At 48.6% G+C, this 18,975-nt stretch carries 20 protein-coding genes; 13 read left to right on the plus strand and 7 right to left on the minus strand.

Going from position 1 to position 18,975, the window contains the following annotated elements; all coding sequences use genetic code 11:
• Positions 1–359: 359 nt before the first annotated feature.
• From def to ACTNE6_RS02800, 11 genes are all read left to right on the plus strand, one after another.
• Positions 360–866, plus strand: a complete 507-nt coding sequence (gene def / locus ACTNE6_RS02750) for a peptide deformylase (RefSeq protein ID WP_442498514.1) — start codon at positions 360–362, stop codon at positions 864–866.
• 2 nt (positions 867–868) lie between these two features.
• Positions 869–1,792 carry a methionyl-tRNA formyltransferase gene (fmt, locus tag ACTNE6_RS02755; protein WP_442498515.1) on the plus strand — a complete coding sequence of 308 codons (924 nt, stop codon included), beginning with the start codon at positions 869–871 and terminating at the stop codon, positions 1,790–1,792.
• Between the two features lie 7 nt (positions 1,793–1,799).
• Positions 1,800–3,086 (plus strand): 16S rRNA (cytosine(967)-C(5))-methyltransferase RsmB, encoded by a 1,287-nt coding sequence (gene rsmB, locus ACTNE6_RS02760; protein WP_442498516.1) that lies wholly within the window; start codon positions 1,800–1,802, stop codon positions 3,084–3,086.
• Positions 3,064–3,642, plus strand: a complete 579-nt coding sequence (locus tag ACTNE6_RS02765) for a DUF4390 domain-containing protein (protein ID WP_442498517.1) — start codon at positions 3,064–3,066, stop codon at positions 3,640–3,642. Before rsmB ends, ACTNE6_RS02765 begins: the two co-directional genes overlap by 23 nt.
• On the plus strand, positions 3,624–5,765 hold the full coding sequence (locus ACTNE6_RS02770; protein WP_442498518.1) for an ATP-binding protein: 2,142 nt from the start codon (positions 3,624–3,626) through the stop codon (positions 5,763–5,765). The genes ACTNE6_RS02765 and ACTNE6_RS02770 overlap by 19 nt, the downstream gene beginning before the upstream one ends.
• A 21-nt stretch (positions 5,766–5,786) precedes the next feature.
• Positions 5,787–7,148 carry a sigma-54-dependent transcriptional regulator gene (locus tag ACTNE6_RS02775; RefSeq protein WP_331817180.1) on the plus strand — a complete coding sequence of 454 codons (1,362 nt, stop codon included), beginning with the start codon at positions 5,787–5,789 and terminating at the stop codon, positions 7,146–7,148.
• A 129-nt stretch (positions 7,149–7,277) separates the two neighbouring features.
• Positions 7,278–7,706 carry a 50S ribosomal protein L13 gene (gene rplM / locus ACTNE6_RS02780; protein WP_194969709.1) on the plus strand — a complete coding sequence of 143 codons (429 nt, stop codon included), beginning with the start codon at positions 7,278–7,280 and terminating at the stop codon, positions 7,704–7,706.
• Positions 7,707–7,717: 11 nt separating this feature from the next.
• Entirely contained in the window at positions 7,718–8,110 is a 393-nt protein-coding gene (gene rpsI / locus ACTNE6_RS02785) for a 30S ribosomal protein S9 (RefSeq protein ID WP_194969708.1), read from the plus strand.
• Between the two features lie 109 nt (positions 8,111–8,219).
• The gene (locus ACTNE6_RS02790; RefSeq protein ID WP_194969707.1) at positions 8,220–8,942 is read left to right on the plus strand and encodes a glycosyltransferase family 2 protein; all 723 of its coding nucleotides are present in this window, start codon (positions 8,220–8,222) and stop codon (positions 8,940–8,942) included.
• 1 nt (position 8,943) lies between these two features.
• Positions 8,944–9,222, plus strand: coding sequence for a lipid-A-disaccharide synthase N-terminal domain-containing protein (locus ACTNE6_RS02795; RefSeq protein WP_194969706.1), 279 nt, complete (start codon positions 8,944–8,946; stop codon positions 9,220–9,222).
• Positions 9,223–9,258: 36 nt separating this feature from the next.
• Entirely contained in the window at positions 9,259–10,872 is a 1,614-nt protein-coding gene (locus ACTNE6_RS02800) for an ArnT family glycosyltransferase (RefSeq protein ID WP_442498519.1), read from the plus strand.
• Between the two features lie 80 nt (positions 10,873–10,952).
• Here the strand turns inward: ACTNE6_RS02800 and ACTNE6_RS02805 are convergent, their stop codons facing one another.
• Both ACTNE6_RS02805 and ACTNE6_RS02810 read right to left on the minus strand, forming a co-directional pair.
• Positions 10,953–13,196: a fused MFS/spermidine synthase gene (locus tag ACTNE6_RS02805; RefSeq protein WP_442498520.1), complete on the minus strand. Its 2,244-nt coding sequence runs from the start codon at positions 13,194–13,196 to the stop codon at positions 10,953–10,955.
• A 211-nt stretch (positions 13,197–13,407) separates the two neighbouring features.
• Positions 13,408–13,974, minus strand: coding sequence for a c-type cytochrome (locus ACTNE6_RS02810; RefSeq protein WP_194969703.1), 567 nt, complete (start codon positions 13,972–13,974; stop codon positions 13,408–13,410).
• Positions 13,975–14,115: 141 nt separating this feature from the next.
• Here ACTNE6_RS02810 and ACTNE6_RS02815 point away from each other — a divergent pair, with 141 nt between their 5' ends.
• Both ACTNE6_RS02815 and ACTNE6_RS02820 read left to right on the plus strand, forming a co-directional pair.
• Positions 14,116–14,616 carry an NUDIX hydrolase gene (locus tag ACTNE6_RS02815; RefSeq protein ID WP_442498521.1) on the plus strand — a complete coding sequence of 167 codons (501 nt, stop codon included), beginning with the start codon at positions 14,116–14,118 and terminating at the stop codon, positions 14,614–14,616.
• A gap of 87 nt (positions 14,617–14,703) precedes the next feature.
• Positions 14,704–15,036: a DUF1820 family protein gene (locus tag ACTNE6_RS02820; protein WP_331817194.1), complete on the plus strand. Its 333-nt coding sequence runs from the start codon at positions 14,704–14,706 to the stop codon at positions 15,034–15,036.
• Between the two features lie 40 nt (positions 15,037–15,076).
• Here the strand turns inward: ACTNE6_RS02820 and ACTNE6_RS02825 are convergent, their stop codons facing one another.
• From ACTNE6_RS02825 to petA, 5 genes are all read right to left on the minus strand, one after another.
• A complete protein-coding gene (locus tag ACTNE6_RS02825; RefSeq protein ID WP_331817196.1) occupies positions 15,077–15,454 on the minus strand; it encodes a ClpXP protease specificity-enhancing factor in 378 nt (125 codons plus the stop codon).
• Positions 15,451–16,056: a glutathione S-transferase N-terminal domain-containing protein gene (locus tag ACTNE6_RS02830; RefSeq protein WP_255528668.1), complete on the minus strand. Its 606-nt coding sequence runs from the start codon at positions 16,054–16,056 to the stop codon at positions 15,451–15,453. The genes ACTNE6_RS02825 and ACTNE6_RS02830 overlap by 4 nt, the downstream gene beginning before the upstream one ends.
• Positions 16,057–16,226: 170 nt before the next feature.
• Entirely contained in the window at positions 16,227–16,949 is a 723-nt protein-coding gene (locus tag ACTNE6_RS02835; protein WP_442498522.1) for a cytochrome c1, read from the minus strand.
• Between the two features lies 1 nt (position 16,950).
• Positions 16,951–18,351, minus strand: a complete 1,401-nt coding sequence (locus ACTNE6_RS02840) for a cytochrome b (RefSeq protein WP_194969698.1) — start codon at positions 18,349–18,351, stop codon at positions 16,951–16,953.
• On the minus strand, positions 18,348–18,950 hold the full coding sequence (gene petA, locus ACTNE6_RS02845; protein ID WP_194969697.1) for a ubiquinol-cytochrome c reductase iron-sulfur subunit: 603 nt from the start codon (positions 18,948–18,950) through the stop codon (positions 18,348–18,350). Before petA ends, ACTNE6_RS02840 begins: the two co-directional genes overlap by 4 nt.
• Positions 18,951–18,975 lie beyond the last annotated feature (25 nt).

Consider the following 18,975-nt stretch of genomic DNA (forward strand, 5'->3'; position numbering starts at 1 on the left):
GCCTAATCCTTGCATCTTAATTACATGCCCAATATTTCATTGGACACGCTCCACAATTCATGACGGCGTCTATTTTCCGCATGCTTTGATGTTTTTGAAGCGGAGCCTCCGACTGAATTTTCCTGAATGCCTGGTTTGTGAAATGCCGTTTTTTGCTGCATCAGTTCACCAGGGCTTAAGATGCCTATATGGAACTTTTATCCATTTCTATCCCCTTAGTCTGTCAACGGGGCATAGGGTCTTTAAAATTAGGATATCAAAGGCAAATTATGCCGTTAGTCCATTGGTAACAATGGGTTTTAGATTCTGTCCAAAATCATATAGAATTCCTATACAATTATATTTTTGTGGAGAGTTTGTTGAGTATTTTAACTATCCTCGAGTTTCCGGATGAGCGGTTGCGGAAGAAAGCCACTGTTGTCAAAACGGTCGACGATCAAATCAGAAAAATAACCGATGATATGCTTGAAACGATGTATGAATCACGCGGAGTAGGGCTGGCCGCCACTCAGGTGAACATTCATCAGCGTATTGTCGTGATTGATGTCAGTGAAGAAAAGAATGAGCCGATATTCTTGATTAATCCCGAAATCATTGAAAAAGATGGTGTAGAGGAATCTGAAGAAGGCTGCCTTTCCGTGCCCGGTTTTTTCGAAAAAGTAAAACGGGCCGAACACATCAGAGTAAGAGCTCTCAATAGAGACGGCCAGCCTTTTGAGCTTGAAGCGCGGGATTTGCTGGCCGTTTGCGTACAGCATGAACTGGATCACTTGGATGGCAAGCTGTTCGTCGATTATATCTCGCCGCTAAAGCGGCAGCGCATCAAGAAAAAACTGGAAAAAATCCATAAGATGGAACACAGCTGATCATGAAGATTATTTTTGCCGGCACGCCCGAATTTGCCGTGCCTACCTTGCAGATGCTGCTGGACTCGGAGCATGAGGTTTGCGCCGTCTATACTCAGCCCGACCGTCCCGCCGGCAGAGGGCGTAAATTACAACCAAGCCCCGTCAAGGAACTGGCCTTGAAAACAGGCATTCCTGTTTTTCAGCCGGAGACATTGAAGACCGATGAGGATTTGTGGCAAATTGCTTCGTTTAACGCCGACCTTATGGTGGTTGTCGCCTATGGCGTGATATTGACACAGGCTGTGCTGGATACGCCTCGTCTGGGGTGTATCAATGTGCATGGCTCACTATTGCCGCGCTGGCGCGGGGCTGCGCCCATTCAGCGCGCCATCATGGCCGGCGATGAAAAAACCGGTGTGACCATCATGCGGATGGTGCGAAAACTCGATGCCGGCGATATGCTGCATAAAGAAGAGTGCGTAATCGGGCCAAATGATACGGCCAGCGATCTGCATGACAAGCTGGCACAGTTGGGAGCAATCGGCCTGGCTAAAGTGCTGGAGCAAATAAAAGCCGGAACCGTGCATGCGGAAAAGCAGGATGAGGCGCTGGTGACTTATGCGGAGAAGCTGGAAAAAAACGAAGCGGTCCTGGACTGGACGCAGCCGGCCGAGCAATTGGCCAGAAAGGTCCGAGGCTTGAATGCCTGGCCTGTCGCTCAGACGCTTTGCCGGGGCGAAGTATTGCGAATTTGGCGGGCCGAGGCCATCAATGCCGATACCAATGCGGAGCCAGGCAATGTGCGCTGTGCCAATAAAACAATGGATGTTGCTACCGGCAAGGGCATGCTGCGGTTGCATGAAGTGCAACTGCCGGGAGGAAAACGCATGAGTATTCAGGCTTTTCTTAATGCTCATGACGTTGATGCGCTGAAGTTGGGTTGAACAGACAGTGAATTCAAGATTGATTGCCGCCCGGGTGCTATCCCGGGTGTTGCAGGACGGGCAGTCTTTAACGGCTGCGCTGGACAGCGTTATGCCCACCATTGAGTCTGTTAAGGACAAGGCGTTTATCCAGGCCCTCTGTTACGGCGTCTGCCGGTATTACCACCGACTGGATTTCATCTTAAATCAATTGCTCGATAAGCCATTGAAGGATATTGATGTCAAGTCACTGATTTTAATCGGCTTGTACCAGCTTCAATTCATGAGGGTCAAGTCTCATGCCGCGGTATCCGAAACGGTTGCTGCCGCCCGTAAAAAGCCCTGGGCCAAGGCATTGGTTAACGCGGTGCTCAGAAATTATCTGCGGGAGCAAGGCCGCCTTGAGCAGCAAGCTGATCAGGAACCATCGGCTGCCCTCAGTCATCCTCGCTGGCTCATCGACAAGATTCAACAGGATTGGCCGCAGCAGGCCCAGCAGCTGTTTCTGGAAAACAATCGTCAGCCACCGATGGTCCTGCGCGTCAATCTGGCGCGAATCAGCCGTGAGAATTATCTGAATCAATTGGCAGAGCGCGGCATCAGTGCGGTGCCGGTCGAGTTTTGTCCATCAGCGTTGATGCTCGATAAGCCGGTCCCGGTTGACTTGCTGCCCGGTTTCGAGCAGGGGCTGGTTTCGGTACAGGATACGGCGGCGCAATTGGCGGCGCAATTGCTCGATGTTCAACCGGGGCATCGGGTGCTTGATGTTTGCGCAGCCCCGGGCGGCAAAGCTGCGCATATTCTTGAAAGCCAACCGCAATTGAAGGAATTGGTGGCTGTCGATATCGATGCGTCCCGTATGCAACGCGTCAGCGACAATCTGCAGAGACTGAAATTGGAAGCCGGCTTGCTGGTCGGCGATGCGGCAAATCCTGAAGCCTGGTGGGACGGTCAGCCGTTTGAGCGGATTTTGCTGGATGCGCCGTGTTCGGCCTTGGGCGTCATCCGCCGGCATCCCGACATTAAACTGTTGCGCAGGGCCGAGGATATTGCGCAGCTCCAGTCGCTGCAGAAAAATATTCTCGGTGCGATCTGGCCGCTTCTGGCGCCCGGCGGCATACTGCTCTATGCCACCTGTTCCGTTTTAAAGCAGGAAAATGAGCAACAGATTGAGGCCTTTTTAGCGGAGCACATCGATGCGTCACAATTGCCTATAGAGGCGGGCTGGGGGTCGGCCAGGGAATTTGGGCGGCAGATTTTTACCGGAGAGTCTGCGATGGATGGCTTTTATTATGCCCGCATCATTAAGCGATAAATTCCGGTTGTTGTTGATCTGTCTGTTTTATCTGCTGCTGTGGCCGGCATCTGTTCATGCCGATGAGTTTTCAGTCAGCATCAAAAAGGCCGAGTTGATTCTGCGGGAAAATAGCTATGTTTTATCGGCCGATATCAATTATCAGCTCAGCGATAGCGCCAAGGACGCGTTGCAAAACGGAATTCCTTTGTTCTGGACTGTGCTGGTTAAGGTTCAGCAGCACCGCGATTATCTCTGGAACAAAAAGCTGCTTGATAAAGAAATACGTTATCGTATCCAGTATCATGCTTTATTGAATATGTACCGGGTCAGAGATGAAAGCAGTGATGTAGTCGATAACTTTTCCACACTGTCCGCAGCCTTGCATGCGATGTCGACAATACGCAATATCCCCATTATGGATAAGGCCGAAGTCGCTTCGGACACAGATTATAGCGTCGGCGTAAAGGTCAGGTTCGAACGCGACGCACTGCCTTTGCCGCTACGCCCGATCGCCTATATTAATCCTCAATGGTATTTATCCAGTGACTGGTATTTATGGTCCCTGAAAAAATAAAGCCGCCTGTCGGTCTTTCTGTTCTGGTTCTGTTCGGTCTCATTCTGCTGTCATTGCAGCTGATGAGTTCTGCGACTCAGGAATCTTCGCAATTGAGCGCGATGTATTCATGGCTGCTTTTGGTCAATGCCTTGGGTTCGGTCGTGCTGCTGGGGTTGGTCGGAGCCAATATTTATTCATTGACCCGGCAGTTAAAGAAGCGTGAGGCAGGTTCCAGATTAACCACGCGCATGGTCTCGCTGTTTGTGGTGCTGTCTTTGGTACCTGCCGCCATCGTGTTTTATTTTTCCATGCAGTTCCTGCATCAGGGCATAGACAGCTGGTTCAACGTGGAAATCGATAAAGCCATGGAGGATTCGCTGGAGCTGAGCCAGGCATCGCTGGATCAACGCATGCGCTGGCATTTAAGACAAACGCAACAATTAACCGACAGATTGCAAGATGCCTCGGAAAGTCTGGCTACTCTGGAAATAGAGAATCTGCGCGAGCTTTCGGAAGCGTCCGAGATGACGCTGTTTTCCCGTCAGGGCAGAATTATTGCTTCGAGCAGCATTAATCCCGGCGATATCTTGCCGAGCCTGCCGGATGAGCATATCTGGTTGCAATTAAGGCAGCATGAGGAATATGTCGCTTTAGCGCCCGTGCGTGATGACCAATTAATGATCCGGGTTATTGTGGCTGTCAAAGCGGAAGAGCCGCAGTATCTGCAGGCCTTGTATCCGGTGCCGGTCAGAATTGCCGACTTGGCCGATTCAGTGGAATTCGCCTTTGTGCGTTACCAGGAGATGCACTTTTTAAGGGATTCACTAAAATTAAGCTTCTCTCTGGCATTGTCGCTCGTCTTGTTAATGAGTTTGCTGGCGGCTATCTGGGTGGCCTTTATCAGCATCCGTAATATTATCGCGCCGGTCAAGGAGCTGGTTAAAGGCACACAGGCAGTAGCTTCCGGGCATTATGACCAGCAGTTGCCGGTTGCCGTGCAGGATGATCTGGGTTTTTTGGTGGAGTCGTTCAATGAGATGACGCTTCGTATTGCCCGGGCTCGGGATGAAACTCGGCTGGCCGGCCTTGAAGTCGAAAATCAGCGGGCTTATCTGGAGACGATTCTGGCGAACTTGACGGCCGGTGTTATAAGTTTTGATGCGTTGTATAAAATCCGCACGGTTAATCAGGCGGCTTATAGGATTTTTCATATTCCGGTCAGTTACTTTATCGGGCAGACATTATTGGACATAGCGCACGGCTATGCCGAGCTGGCCGAGCCTCTAAAAGTCATTCAGCGCTTATTGGAGCAGGCCGATGATATCTGGCAGCATCGGATTGCCTTTTTGGGGCAAAATGGCAGGCGTGAACTGTTATGCCGGGGTACGCCTCTTTTTTCCCAGGAAGGCCGCCGGGTAGGCTCGGTTGTGGTTTTTGACGATGTAACCGACCTGATCCAGGCACAAAGGAACGCGGCCTGGGGCGAAGTGGCCAGACGATTGGCGCATGAAATCAAGAATCCCTTGACGCCGATACAATTGTCGGCAGAGCGGTTGCAGCATAAACTGGCTGACAAGCTGGCTGCTACTGACGCGGATATTCTGCAGCGTTCCACGCGAACCATCGTACAGCAGGTTGAAGCGATGAAGGAAATGGTGGATGATTTCTCGGAATATGCCAAGCCTTCAAAGAAACAGACGGCGGATATTGACTTGCCAGGTTTAGTGCAGGAGGTGCTGGCGCTTTATGCGGTTCAGCCGGGCGTCAAGTTTAAAGTCGATTATGAGGCAGGCCTGCTGATGATTAAGGGCGATCCTGTCAGTATCAGGCAGGTTCTGCATAATTTGATCAAAAATGCGCTGGAAGCGATCGATGCAAAAGGCCAGATTGAAGTAAACCTGAATCGATTGCGGAAGAACAATAGCGATTTTATCGAAATTGCGCTTTATGATGATGGTCCTGGTATCAAAGAGGATCAGATTGAGAAGATTTTTGAACCCTATGTGACGACCAAGGCCAAAGGGACAGGTTTGGGGCTGGCCATTGTCAAAAAAATAGTCGAAGAACATGGCGGAGCCATATGGGTTGACACCAGCCGTAAAGCGGGGGCCGGTTTTATAATTCAGTTGCCCGCTATTTAAATTTTAAAACCTCTCAACAATATGAATGCAAATACACCACGAATATTAGTCGTAGATGACGAGCCGGATATTCGCCGCCTGGTATGCGAAATTCTTGAGGATGAAGGGTATCAGGTCACTATGGCCGAAAACGCCAGCGAAGCCCGGGAGTTAAAAAAAATTAACGATCCCAGTCTGATTCTTCTCGATATCTGGATGCCGGACAGCGATGGGATTACGCTGCTGAAAGAATGGGTTGTCGAAGATGAGGAGCTTTGCCCTGTAATCATGATGTCCGGACATGGCTCTGTAGAAGCTGCTGTCGAGGCGACTCGCCTGGGTGCCTACGATTTTCTTGAAAAGCCTTTGTCGATGGCAAAGCTGTTATTGATTGTTGAAAGAGCTCTGGAAGCCAGTAATCTGCAAAAAGAGAATGCAGGGCTCAAGCAGCAGCTGATTACTGATGTTGAGCCTGTGGGCAAGAGCGCCACAGTGGCAAGAACCAAGGATCAGTTAAAGCGTCTTGCGCAGCATGAGGCTCGTGTGCTGCTGGTCGGCGAGGCGGGGGTTGGTAAAGAGATGTATGCGCGCTATTTGCATAATAACAGCGCTCATCGGCATGGCCCTTTTATCGATGTGGCCGTAGGCAGCATCTCGCCGGAAAACTCAGCCGTAGAATTCTTTGGCAAAGAGGATGGCGGCAAAGTTTATCCGGGACTGCTGGAGCGGGCCCATAACGGAACACTGTTTTTAGGCGAAATCGGCGGCATGGATAAAGAAACCCAGTTAAGGCTGCTCAGTGCATTGGAGTCCAGTTCTTTTCTGCGGGTAGGCGGCAGCCAAGCAGTCCGCGTCGATGTCAGAGTGGTTGCTTCAACCCGGATTGCATTGGATGAGGAAGTCAAGGCGGGCCGCTTCCGGCAGGATTTGTATTATTTGCTTAATGAGGTTACGCTCGAGATTCCGCCGCTTCGGGAGCACAGCGAGGATGTGCCGGCATTGCTGAGTTTTTATGTCGATTATTTCGTTAATCAGGATAAGCTGCCGTTTCGCCGGTTTTCCATAGCGGCGCAGAATTTTCTGCGCAATTACAGCTGGCGCGGCAATGTGCGCGAATTGAAAAACCTGGTGCAGCGGCTCATGATTCTCGGAGTTGGGGAAGATATCGAACTGGACGAAGTCAAGCTGGCGCTGGGGTCAGTGGTCAGTGACGTTTACAATGCTTCGTCAGTCCCTGATTTTTTCAGTCTGCCGTTGAAAGAAGCCAGAGATCATTTTGAAAAAGCGTATTTGGAATACCATTTTGAAAAAAATGGCGGCAGTGTGGCAAAGTTAGCGGCCGCTGTGGGCATGGAGCGTACGCATCTTTATCGGAAACTGCATTCATTGAATATTAAATTATGAGGAACGCCGGTGATTTGTTATCATATGTTATTGATGCGTCTGAAGTAATAAATAAACTTGAAAAAATTGATGGCGTTTAGTAGAATTCTCGCTCTTTTATTGGGCCTTTAACAGAAAGACTAAGTAACGATGAAAACATTTAGTGCAAAGCCAGCAGAAGTTAAGCGCGATTGGTACGTAATTGATGCGGAAGGGAAGACGCTGGGTCGTCTTGCTTCTGAGATTGCGCGTCGTCTTCGCGGTAAACACAAACCAGAATATACACCGCACGTTGATACCGGTGATTACATTATTGTAGTAAATGCAGAAAAAATCGGCGTTACTGGCAATAAAGAAAAAGACAAATTGTATCAGCACCATACAGGTTATATTGGTAATCTGAAAACCGTTAGTCTGGGCAAATTAAGAAAAACCTTCCCTGATCGTATTCTTACTACTGCGGTTAAAGGAATGTTACCAAACAATCCACTGGGTCGTGCAATGTTCAAGAAATTGAAAGTTTATGCAGGTCCCGAACACGATCATCAGGCTCAACAGCCAAAAGTTTTAGAATTTTAAACGGGTAGACCATGGCAGCAGCTCAGTATTATGGAACAGGCCGTCGTAAAAGTGCAGTAGCGCGCGTTTACGCAACAACAGGCACTGGAAAAATCACAATTAACAACGTCAGCATCGAAAAATATTTTGGCCGTAAAACCGACCAGATGGTTTCGCGTCAGCCGCTGGAGTGCGTCGATATGGAAGCCAAATTCGACGTTAACGTGATTGTTAAAGGCGGAGGTCCTTCTGGTCAGGCTGGTGCCATTCGTCACGGTCTGACACGTGCATTGATGGAATATGATGAAGCATTACGTTCACCGCTTAGAAAAGCCGGGTTCGTTACACGTGATTCACGTGTGGTAGAACGTAAAAAAGTGGGTCTCCACAAAGCTAGAAAACGTCCACAATACTCCAAACGTTAATTATTTATGTATAACTAAGGTTATACATACAACTAAAAAAGGGTCGCATTCGTCTCGGAGTGCCGCCCTTTTTTTATGAGTTTTAGGAATCTCCTGCTCAGGAGGTCATATGAAAATATCTATTGTTGTTCCTGTTCATAATGAAGCCGATAATATTCTCTCATTGACTGAGGAAATCGTTAAGGCGATGAGTCAGGCGCAGGCTTATGAAATTATTTATGTTGATGACGGCAGCAACGATGATACTGCGGCTGTTTTACAGCATGCGCTTCAACAGGTTGCGGCGCTGAGAGTCATTCGTCACGAGCAAAGCTGCGGGCAGAGCACGGCTATTCATACAGGAGTCAAGGCTGCAAATTATCCCTATATAGCAACTTTGGATGGCGATGGTCAGAATGACCCTGCCGATATTCCCCGCTTGTATGAAGTATTTATGCGACAAAACAAAAACCTGAACCACTTATGGATGGTGGCGGGATGGCGTAATAAACGCCATGATTCTGCCTGGCGGCTATTTTCATCTAAAGTGGCTAATACAGTGCGCTCCCGGTTGCTGGGAGATAATACGCCTGATACAGGATGCGGGCTAAAAGTGTTTTTAAGGGACAAGTTTCTTGAATTGCCTTATTTCGATCATATGCATCGTTTTTTGCCAGCTTTAATTTTAAGAGCCGGAGGGCAGGTAATCTCTGAACCTGTCAATCACCGCCCCAGAATGGCGGGGTATTCTAAATATGGCACTTTGGACCGGCTTTGGGTAGGAATTACCGATTTGTTGGGTGTTATATGGTTGAAGCAACGGGCAAAACTGCCAATAATTAAGGAAATTTGAAATGGACACTGAGAATATTTGGCTAGTTATCGGTTTTTTGGGGCAGGGGTTATTTTCGGCTCGCTTTATAGTGCAATGGCTTAAAAGCGAGCGCGAGAAGAAAAGTGTGTTTCCTATAGCGTTCTGGTATTTCAGTATCGCCGGTGGAGTTACGCTTTTTGCTTATGCGGTGCATCGACAGGATCCTGTTTTCATTGTGGGTCAATTAACCGGTTTGTTCATTTATCTGCGAAATCTGTATTTTGTTATTTACGAACACAAGAATCTGAAAGTCGAATAAGCTTTTTCTCATTTTTTACTGCCAATGTATCAATTCTTGCCTGCCCGGTTTTGGATTTTTTTTCTTTGGGGGGGCTTAATCGCGGTTAATCTCTCTACGCGCCCATTAATCCCGGTCGATGAAACCCGTTATGCCGCTGTTGCCTGGGAAATGTGGGTCAGGGGAGATTTTCTCGTTCCTTATCTAAACGGTGACAGCTATAGTCATAAACCACCGTTGTTATTCTGGCTGATGCAACTCAGTTGGCTGGTATTGGGCGTCAACGATTGGTCATTGCGGCTTATCGGGCCGCTATTCTCGCTGGCATCCTTGTTCTTGTCCCGTGCCATTGCCCGGACTTTATGGCCGGATAGAAAGCAAATCGAAGCGCTAGCGCCTTTGATCTTGCTGGGATGCTTTTTCTGGATTGTCTTCAGTACGTTGACGATGTTCGATATGATGCTGGCTTTCTTTGCATTGCTGGGCATCTATAGCCTGTTGAAACTCGCTTATTCGGACTTATCTTTTAAGTATTTGCTGTTGCTTGGATTGGCGATAGGGGCGGGCGTCTTAACAAAAGGTCCGGTGATTTTGCTGCATTTATTGCCTGTTGCATTATTAGCGCCATGGTGGCTCCAGACTGCCGGGTTTTGCTGGCGGCATTGGTATTATCGTATTGGCGTCGCTGTTTTAATAGGCGCAGGTATGGCCTTGTGCTGGGCGATACCTGCCGGCATGGCTGGCGGTGATGCTTACAGAAAGGCAATTTTTTTAGGGCAGACCAGCGGTCGCCTGGTCGAGTCTTTTGCCCATCGGCTGCCTTGGTGGTGGTATTTGGAAATATTGCCGTTATTGTTGTTGCCGTGGTTGCTTTGGAAACCCGTATGGACAGGGCTCAGGAAGCTGAATTTTAATGATGTCGGCATACGTTTTTGTCTGGCCTGGGCAGTACCGGTTTTTATCGCTTTTTCGCTGGTCAGCGGCAAGCGCATCCATTATTTATTGCCTTTGCTGCCTGCTTTGGCGTTGATATTGGCGCGGGCTGCCGATGAAATAACCGATCAAATTTGCTGGAAGCGGGCTCATCTTGCTGTTGTGGGAATATTTGCCTTATTGGGCATGATTATGACGGTTGTGCCAGCCTTGAATGATCATTATCAGTGGCGCGCTGAGCTATCGTTAATTTCGCCAGTATGGGGCGTTTTGCTATTGGCGATTTCCATTGCTATAGGACTGGCCAAGGCCAAGGATGCGCCGGATTCCGCCTTTTATCTCTGCATAGCATCGCTTGTGGCGTCATTGGCGATTTCATGCGCTTTTTTTGAGATTAAAGCAGACCATTACGATACCAAAGCGGCGGCTCAAGAAATTGCCAGCTTAATGGACGAGAACAGAGCCATTTCTTTTTATGGCAGCAAATACCACGGTCAATATCATTTTGCCGGACGGCTCAAACAGCCGATTGCGGTAATGATGGATTTCAATGGTCTGTATGACTGGGCCAAGCGTCATCAGGATGGTTACATTATTGTCACTTATAAGGATGCGGACGCATTGCCCGAGTCAATTATCAGCTATCATTATCCTTATAAAAGCCAGAATATAGGCTTGCTTTCATGCAAGACGCTTCTTGAAAACCCCAGTCTTGGCTCTGTGCTGAAACCCTCATAACGTCATTTGTAATAACGCACTGCTTGTAAACGATTTCTGGCGCACAGCCGGCGCTTTAGCTAAAGCGCCGGCTAGCAAGGTTACTTCCAGATACTGACGATATTGGTAAAATCATCCGTCCACGGCTTCACGTCAAAATACAACGGCAATTTCTGCCAATGGCCAAGGCGGCTTAGGCGCAGTGGTTCCAGCGTTTCAGCGCGATTTGCCATAACCACCCAATCTGTCGCCACGACCAGCGGAATTTCCTGTTGCGGTTTGAATTCCTGAATCATAGCCGCTAAATGCAACTGTTTGGCATGATCGGATAATACTTTCTTAAGCGCCAGATGACGGTTGGTTATGTGAAATGCCAGGATGCCGTCTGGTTTCAGTTTCTTGAAATAAAGCTTCAGGGCTTCCTGAGTCAGCAGATGCGTTGGCACCGAGTCCGAGCTGAACGCATCCATGACCAGCAAATCGAATTTCTTATCAGGGTCTTTTTCCAGCGACAGGCGGGCATCGCCTATGCGCATGGTTGCATTATGGCTGCATAGCTTAAGATAACTGAAATAGGCCGGATTACTTGCGACTTCGACTACCAGCGGATCAATTTCGTACAAGGTCCACTCCTGTTGCTGCTTGGCATAGCAGGTCAAAGCACCAGCGCCAAGGCCTACGACACCGATGTGCCAGTTCTGATCGGCATTATCGTATTCTTTAAACAGCTGGCCCATAGGCCCTGGGCGGCTGTAATAAGTCAGCGGCGTTTGAATGTGGGCTGCCGTCAGGCGTTGCGCTCCGTGTTTGGTCGTGCCGTGGAAGAGCTCATGGTATTTTTCCGGATGATTTTGCTCATCGGCTAACACGCTCTCTCTCACCGAAAGGACGCCAAAAAAGCTGCGCTCCTGATAAAGCGTGTTGGACAGCAGTCCATGCAGGCCCTGTGTAAAGAAAATAAGCGTGCCGGTAAGCAAGGCAAGCGTAATCGGCTGTTGTCGGAAGGCATAAGTCAAGCCGGCTATTAAAATCAGGCCGACACCGATCGTATCGAGATATTGAGGCAGATTATCGCTGCTGGCGTAAATAAGCAGGCCAATGATGACAAGCGTTGCCGGCAATATCAATTGCGCCGCCCAAGCCATTTTATGTTTGCCTATTGATGATTTCAGGCCAGGGCGCAGCAATAATGCCGCAACTATCATGATCGGGTATTCGTAGACGCCATTAAAGACAAAAGGTGCCACGAAAGTATTAAACATGCCGCCCAGCATGCCCGCAAATGACATGATCAGGTAAAAGGTTGTTAAATGACGGGTATGGGGCCTGCTTTTAGCCAGTTCGCCATGGCAGACCATGACGGCCAGAAAAAAAGCCAGCAGGTGCAGCATCAGATCCATCCAATAGGGCAGGACTGCCGGATTGATGAACGAGTAAGCAATAAACGGCAGCAGTACAATAGGTTGCAGCCTGACCATTAATGGATGAATGACAGGATTCCATTTGGAAAAAACAATAATAAAGGACAAGAGATACAACGTTAACGGAATGATCCACAGCAGCGGCACCGAGGCGATATCGGTGCTGATGAAATTGGTCAAACCCAGCAGCAGGCTGGAGGGGACAAAGGCCAACGCCAGCCAGTGCAGTTGAGTGTAATGGCTCAGCTCATTGCTTTCCAGCAGGTTTTCTTGCGAAGTCTCGGCTTGTAGCCGAGTTTTCCATAAAATAAATGCGCAACCGGCGATCAGCAAGCAAAGCAGCAGGTAGCCGATGCTCCAGTAGGTTTTCTGGTCAGCCAGCCCTATGTTTGGTTCCAAAATAAAGGGATAGCTCAGTAGGGCCATCAGGCTGCCGGCATTACTGGCTGCATAGAGATAATAAGGATCATGACTGGTGTGATGGCCGACATTGGAAAACCATTTTTGAATCAAGGGCGCGGTGGTCGAAACCACAAAAAAGGGCAGGCCGATAGCCAAAAGCAAGGTCCAGAACAGCCAGAAGGTCGGGTCGCTGTCTGTCGGCGGAGCAGTGTTTTCAGGCAATGCCAGTGGCAGGGCCAGAAAGCTGATCAGCATCACGCTTGCGTGTATTAGAATTTGCCGGTGCTGGCTTTGGCGCGTCGAAATATAGTGGGCGTACAGATACCCGAGAAACAAAATGCTTTGATAAAACACCATGCAGGTGTTCCAGACTGCCGGAGAGCCTCCCAGTAAAGGTAATAAAATTTTTCCGAACATGGGTTGCAGAACGAACATCAGCGAGGCGCTGGTAAATAATGTCGCTGCAAACAAGAATATCAGAGATAGATTTCGGTCTGTTTTTGCTTCTGAATGGTTACGCATTTGTTAAATCGCCCTTTGGGCTTATTGTTATAAAATGCGCTAATGATAAAGCATTTAGCTTTGCTCAGGGATAAGAAAAGCCAATAAAAAAGGCGGTTTTACCGCCTTTTTTATTCACCTATTTTCCGACCATTGGTGTTTTATCGTCACAGGAGATTATCGACCTTGCTTGACCTCATGACAATGGCGGACGTTATGAAAGCATCCGGCATTATAGCGAGCCAAAGTAGGCGGCCAAGGCTTTAAAGTCTTCTTCGGACAGATTCGCGGTAATAGCCTGCATCGGTCCGCCTTTGCGCGAACCGTCTTTGAAGCTTTTCAACTGCTGGGCCAGGTATTCAGGGTGTTGTCCGGCAAGTCTCGGAAACTGGCCATTGCCTTCGCCTGATGCGCCATGACATCCCAGGCACATGCCCGCTTTAGCTTTGCCGGTTTGAGCCAGCGCAGCATCGCCGCCGGCTTTTTCGGCTTTCTGGGTTGAAAAGTAAGCGGCTAGATTTGCTATATCTTCATCCGACAGGCTGGCCGCCATCGGTTGCATGACAGGATTGCTACGCTCTCCCTTTTTGAAGGCATTCAGTTGGTTAATGATATAGTTTGATTGCTGGCCCGCAAGACTAGGCCATTGGGGATTGCTGCTATTGCCTTTGGGCCCGTGGCAACCGCCGCAAGTTTCTGCTTTTTTTTCGCCGGCTGCAGCATCGGCAGCCGAAACCGGCACAGTTGCAGACCAGGCCAGGCATAGAAATAGCGTAAGGATTTGCTTGAATACAACCATGTTTCACCTCACAAAAGTATTGGGCTTTAGATGATTATTGAACTGGACGCAATATGACAGGCGTCTGTCTTATTGTTATTGGGAGCATTTACTATACAACTAAAAAGATTAAGTGATAATAAAAAAGTTCAGAGGTTGAGTATGATTACACCGGACAACACTGTAAGCCTATTTCCTATACCCGCTATTGGTGTCGGTGGAATCATCTTCAATCGGCAAAATCAGGTTTTATTGATAAAGCGCAATCAGCCGCCGGCGATGGGTTTGTGGTCCATACCTGGCGGGAAATTGGAGGCGGGCGAGTCTTTAACAGAAGCCTGTAAGCGGGAGATTAAAGAGGAGACGGGTCTGGAAACGGACATTAAAAATATTGTGGCGGTAGTCGAAAGGCGGATTGAGAATTTTCACTATGTGATTATTGACTATTTGGCTTTGTTAATTGACGAAGAACAGGCTGTGCCGATAGCTCAGAGCGATATTGCCGATGCCAAATGGGTCAATTTGGAAAATCTTGCTGATTATGAGTTAGTTGAAGGTTTGGCGGAGATTGTCAGGCGCACCTTCTGCATTTATAAAGAAGATCATTTGGCTGGATTGTACGATGTTGATTCGAAGGGCACGGACTATATTCCTTTACTGTAAATGCTTTGCATGGGATCCCTTAGTGTATAAGCATCTGAATCCGGTTAAAATATCGGAAGTTTATCTTTGTTCGGGTTCATAATCGGCATGTCGGAAAAACATATTTATAAAGTCGCTTTTGTCAACCAGGAGCAGGTTTATGAAGTTTACGTTAAAAGCGTCTATCAAGCGGAGCTCTATGGATTTGTAATTGTTGAGGATTTCATTTTCGGCGAGAAAAGCTCAATTGTTGTCGATCCAACGGAAGAGCGGCTCCGGTCTGAGTTTGAGGGCGTCAATCGCTCTTTTATTCCTATGCACAAGATTATCCGTATCGATCAGGTAAAAAAGCGAGGGACGGCAAAGATTGTGGCTATTCCCAAGGATGCGGCAGAGGATCGTGGCCGGTTGTCTGCGCTTTATACGCCGGATAAGAAATAAAGCGCCTGCCCAATCGCCTTGGACAGATTGGGCAGGAAAATTATTTTACGATACGTAAATTAGGTTTGTTAGGCGGAGTTTTCTCAGGAGGCGGTTCATCGCCTTCCGTGTCTTCATGATCGAAGATCATGCCTTTGCCGTTTTCTTTGGCGTAGATGGCCATCACAGCGGCTATCGGTGTGACGATATGCATCGGTTTGCCGCCAAATCGGGCGTTGAATTGAATTTCCTCATTGCCCAGGGAAAGTCCCTGTATGGCTTCAGGCCGTATATTTAAGACGATTTTACCGTCTTCAATATATTCCTGCGGCAGAACCGCGTTGCTGTTTTCAGCATCTACCAGCAAATGCGGAGTCAGGTGGTTATCAATGATCCATTCGTAGATTGAACGGATTAAATAAGGTTTTAAAGAAGTCATTTTGGTGGTTCAGCCATTTCTTTTTCTGCATCGCTGAGGCTGCGCTTGAATGCAGGTCTTCTGAATATGCGTTGGGCATAGTTTGTAATAGCTTCGCTCGGTGTCGACACATCAATGCCTATGCTCGGCAAGCGCCATAATAAAGGGGCGAGCGCGCAATCGATCAGCGAAAACTCATCACTCATGAAATAAGGTCTGGCTGCAAAAATAGGCGCAGCGGACAGCAGACTTTCCTTGAGCATTTTTTTAGCCCGGGCTGATTTTTTCTCGCCCGAATATAAAATCTCGTCAAGTAATTGATACCAGTCCTGATCTATGCGTTTAATCAGCATCCTGGCGTTGGCGCGCGAAACCGGGTCCATTTGATGCAAGGGAGGATGCGGAAAGCGCTCGTCAAGATATTCCATAATAATGCGCGAATCATAGAGGACCAGGTCCCGCTCTATCAGCGTCGGGGATACGCCTGTCGGATTCAGTTCAAGCAAATCCTCAGGCGGGTTATTCGGATCATAATATTCAATGTCTGCGACAACCCCTTTTTCGTGTAAGACAAAGCGGGCGCAGTGGCTCATGGCACATGTTGGAGATGAAAAAAGCGTCATTACAGATTTACGAGTATTAATATTTGCCACGAATAACAACCTCATTTAGGACGGTGTGGGGCGGTAAAAGCGGGCATTATAACACGGAAGATCAGGTTTTTGACCGGTAGACGATATTAGAATCAAATGTATATATAACAAGAAAACGTCCCTGTTTTCATCGTCGTAAATTAATGAATATCTCTCCAATACTCTCGTTTCAGCAGATAGGCTATGCCGACAAACATCAAAATAAAGAATATGACATATTTGCCCATACGCTGCCTTTCCAGTTGTACAGGTTCCCCTACATAAACCAGGAAATTGACCAGATCGTTGACTACGCGATCGAACTCTGCCTCAGTTAAAGTGCCTGGTTCTTCTATAACCAGCTTATCGATGACTTGCTTGCCATCCACTTTTTTATACAAGGGGGTCTGTTCGCCTTGCAATTGCCAGAATACGTTAGGCATGCCGACATCCGGAAAAACCGCATTGTTTGTGCCCAGGACTTTGGTTTTGTCGGTATAGAACCCCTTTAAATAACTGTACAGCCAATCAGCGCCGCGTGAACGGGCGACCAATGACAGGTCGGGCGGCTGAATGCCAAACCATTTTTCTGCGTCATGCGCATTCATCGCCGTGTGCATTTGGTCATAAATACCGGCCCCTTCCGGCGCAATGTCTTTCAAAACTTTCTTTTCGTCGACGCCAAGATCGAGGGCAATGCGCAGATAACGGATATGTTTTATCGAATGACAGCCCAGGCAATAGGTCACGAAGTGCTTGGCCCCGCGCTGTAAGGATGCGCTATCGGACAGATCGATATCGGCCTCCTGCAATGGCATGCCTTCAGATGCATGAACGCCCAAAGGCAGAATCAACAACAAAAATAGGGTGATAAATTTTTTCATATCAATCGAGGCTCTTTTTTAGTTTTATTGCTAGTCGAGTGATGACGTTGAGAATGCCTGCAGGATGGGGTCTTCTCTTCATAACTGTTGTGCCGTCTTCTTGGGTGACCGGTTTCTGCACAGTCATTTCATGATAGGTTTCTATCAGTGCAGGAATGCGGTCTTCAAGGCTTGGCTGATCAGTCACGCGCGACGGTAACGGTTTTGCTTTTTCCCAACGCGTATACAGCGGCATCAGCAGGAAGAAGCCGAAATAAATCGCCGTAAAAATACGAGCCACGGTTGTCGCTGCCGGCGTTGCGGGTTGCGTGCCCAGATAGCCTAAGCCGAGAAAGCTGATGACGAAAAGCAACAGGGCTTTTTTATAGGTGCCGCCGCGGTAGCGGATGGATTTGACTTCGCTGCGATCCAGCCACGGCAGCAGGAATAACACGACAATGGCGCCGCCCATGCCGATAACGCCGGCGAATTTGTCAGGAATCGCTCTCAAAATGGCATAAAACGGTGTGAAATACCAGACCGGCGCAATATGCTCGGGTGTTTTCATCGGGTCAGCCGGAATAAAGTTGGCATGCTCCAGGAAATAACCGCCCATTTCCGGCATGTAAAAAATGACGGTCGCGAAAAACACTAAAAATACGCCGACGCCGACGATATCTTTAACGGTATAGTAAGGATGAAAAGGAATGCCATCCAGCGGAATGCCGTTGGCGTTCTTGTTTTTCTTGATTTCGATACCGTCCGGGTTGTTGGAGCCTACTTCATGCAGCGCTACGATATGCAGGAAAACCAGTAATACCAGAACCAATGGCACCGAGATAACATGAAAGGCAAAGAATCTGTTTAACGTGGCATCGGATACGACATAATCGCCGCGAACCCAGAGCGACAATTCATCGCCGACTACGGGTATGGCGCTGAACAGTGAAATGATAACCTGAGCGCCCCAGTAAGACATTTGTCCCCAAGGCAGCAGGTAGCCCATGAAGGCTTCGGCCATCAGTGCAACGAATATCAGCATGCCGAAGATCCAGATCAATTCGCGAGGCTGCTTGAATGAGCCGTACAGCAAGCCTCTGAACATATGCAGATAAACCACAATGAAAAAGGCCGAAGCGCCGGTGGAGTGCATATAGCGCACCAGCCAGCCCCAGTTGACGTCGCGCATGATGTATTCGACAGAGTCGAAGGCCAGCTGCGCATCCGGCTTATAGTTCATGGTCAGCAAAATGCCGGTCACAAACTGATTGACCAGCACCAGCAGGGCCAGTGAGCCAAAGAAATACCAGAAATTGAAGTTTTTCGGCGCATAGTATTGCGCCATGTGGTCATTCCAGAGTTTGGTGAGCGGAAAACGGTCCAGGACCCAGTTGCCGTATGTTGTTAGACGTGATGGTTTCATGCGCTTGCCCCCGCGGTAGCTTCTTCGCCAATGATGATCTGCGTGTCGGTAACATAACGGTAGGGTGGAATCTCCAGATTGGTAGGCGCCGGCACACCGCGATAAACACGGCCGGCCAGATCGAACCAGGAGCCATGGCAAGGACAGAAAAAGCCGCCTTTCCATTTATCGCCCAGATCGTTAGGGGCAATTTCCGGACGGTAAGTAGGCGAGCAGCCCAGATGCGTGCATAAACCAATGGCAACGAAAATCTCAGGTTTGATCGCACGCATTTGGTTCTTGCTCGAGGACGGCTGTATCGATTCCTGCGAGAGCGGATCACGAAGCTCATTATCAAGTGTTTTAAGCGTCTCAAGGACTTCCGGCGTTCTGTTCAGAATCCAGACCGGTTTGCCGCGCCACTCGACTCTGAGCAATTGGCCAGGTTCCATTTTGCTGATGTCAACTTCAACAGGTGCCCCGGCCGCCATCGCTTTAACGCTGGGCTGCATTTGAGCCAGAAACGGAACCGCTAGATAGCCTGTGCCGACCGCCCCAACCACGGTCAACGCCGTGGTTAAAAACTGGCGCTTGGACTTATCGACGCCTTCATTATTCATTTATAAAGTCTCCTGATTGGGTCTG

This window comes from Methylobacter sp. sgz302048 (assembly GCF_052162025.1).
In the GTDB taxonomy this organism is placed as follows: domain Bacteria; phylum Pseudomonadota; class Gammaproteobacteria; order Methylococcales; family Methylomonadaceae; genus Methylobacter.

Excerpts from the sequence above, each read along its gene's own strand:
- ACTNE6_RS02765 (WP_442498517.1), top strand. The coding sequence starts at position 3,064 with ATGCCCGCATCATTAAGCGATAAATTCCGGTTGTTGTTGATCTGTCTG.
- fmt (WP_442498515.1), top strand. The coding sequence starts at position 869 with ATGAAGATTATTTTTGCCGGCACGCCCGAATTTGCCGTGCCTACCTTG.
- ACTNE6_RS02820 (WP_331817194.1), top strand. The coding sequence starts at position 14,704 with ATGTCGGAAAAACATATTTATAAAGTCGCTTTTGTCAACCAGGAGCAG.
- petA (WP_194969697.1), bottom strand. The coding sequence starts at position 18,950 with ATGAATAATGAAGGCGTCGATAAGTCCAAGCGCCAGTTTTTAACCACG.
- ACTNE6_RS02825 (WP_331817196.1), bottom strand. The coding sequence starts at position 15,454 with ATGACTTCTTTAAAACCTTATTTAATCCGTTCAATCTACGAATGGATC.
- ACTNE6_RS02790 (WP_194969707.1), top strand. The coding sequence starts at position 8,220 with ATGAAAATATCTATTGTTGTTCCTGTTCATAATGAAGCCGATAATATT.
- ACTNE6_RS02775 (WP_331817180.1), top strand. The coding sequence starts at position 5,787 with ATGAATGCAAATACACCACGAATATTAGTCGTAGATGACGAGCCGGAT.
- ACTNE6_RS02830 (WP_255528668.1), bottom strand. The coding sequence starts at position 16,056 with ATGACGCTTTTTTCATCTCCAACATGTGCCATGAGCCACTGCGCCCGC.
- ACTNE6_RS02805 (WP_442498520.1), bottom strand. The coding sequence starts at position 13,196 with ATGCGTAACCATTCAGAAGCAAAAACAGACCGAAATCTATCTCTGATA.
- ACTNE6_RS02835 (WP_442498522.1), bottom strand. The coding sequence starts at position 16,949 with ATGAAAAAATTTATCACCCTATTTTTGTTGTTGATTCTGCCTTTGGGC.
- rplM (WP_194969709.1), top strand. The coding sequence starts at position 7,278 with ATGAAAACATTTAGTGCAAAGCCAGCAGAAGTTAAGCGCGATTGGTAC.
- ACTNE6_RS02770 (WP_442498518.1), top strand. The coding sequence starts at position 3,624 with ATGGTCCCTGAAAAAATAAAGCCGCCTGTCGGTCTTTCTGTTCTGGTT.
- ACTNE6_RS02840 (WP_194969698.1), bottom strand. The coding sequence starts at position 18,351 with ATGAAACCATCACGTCTAACAACATACGGCAACTGGGTCCTGGACCGT.
- ACTNE6_RS02815 (WP_442498521.1), top strand. The coding sequence starts at position 14,116 with ATGATTACACCGGACAACACTGTAAGCCTATTTCCTATACCCGCTATT.
- rpsI (WP_194969708.1), top strand. The coding sequence starts at position 7,718 with ATGGCAGCAGCTCAGTATTATGGAACAGGCCGTCGTAAAAGTGCAGTA.
- ACTNE6_RS02795 (WP_194969706.1), top strand. The coding sequence starts at position 8,944 with ATGGACACTGAGAATATTTGGCTAGTTATCGGTTTTTTGGGGCAGGGG.
- ACTNE6_RS02810 (WP_194969703.1), bottom strand. The coding sequence starts at position 13,974 with ATGGTTGTATTCAAGCAAATCCTTACGCTATTTCTATGCCTGGCCTGG.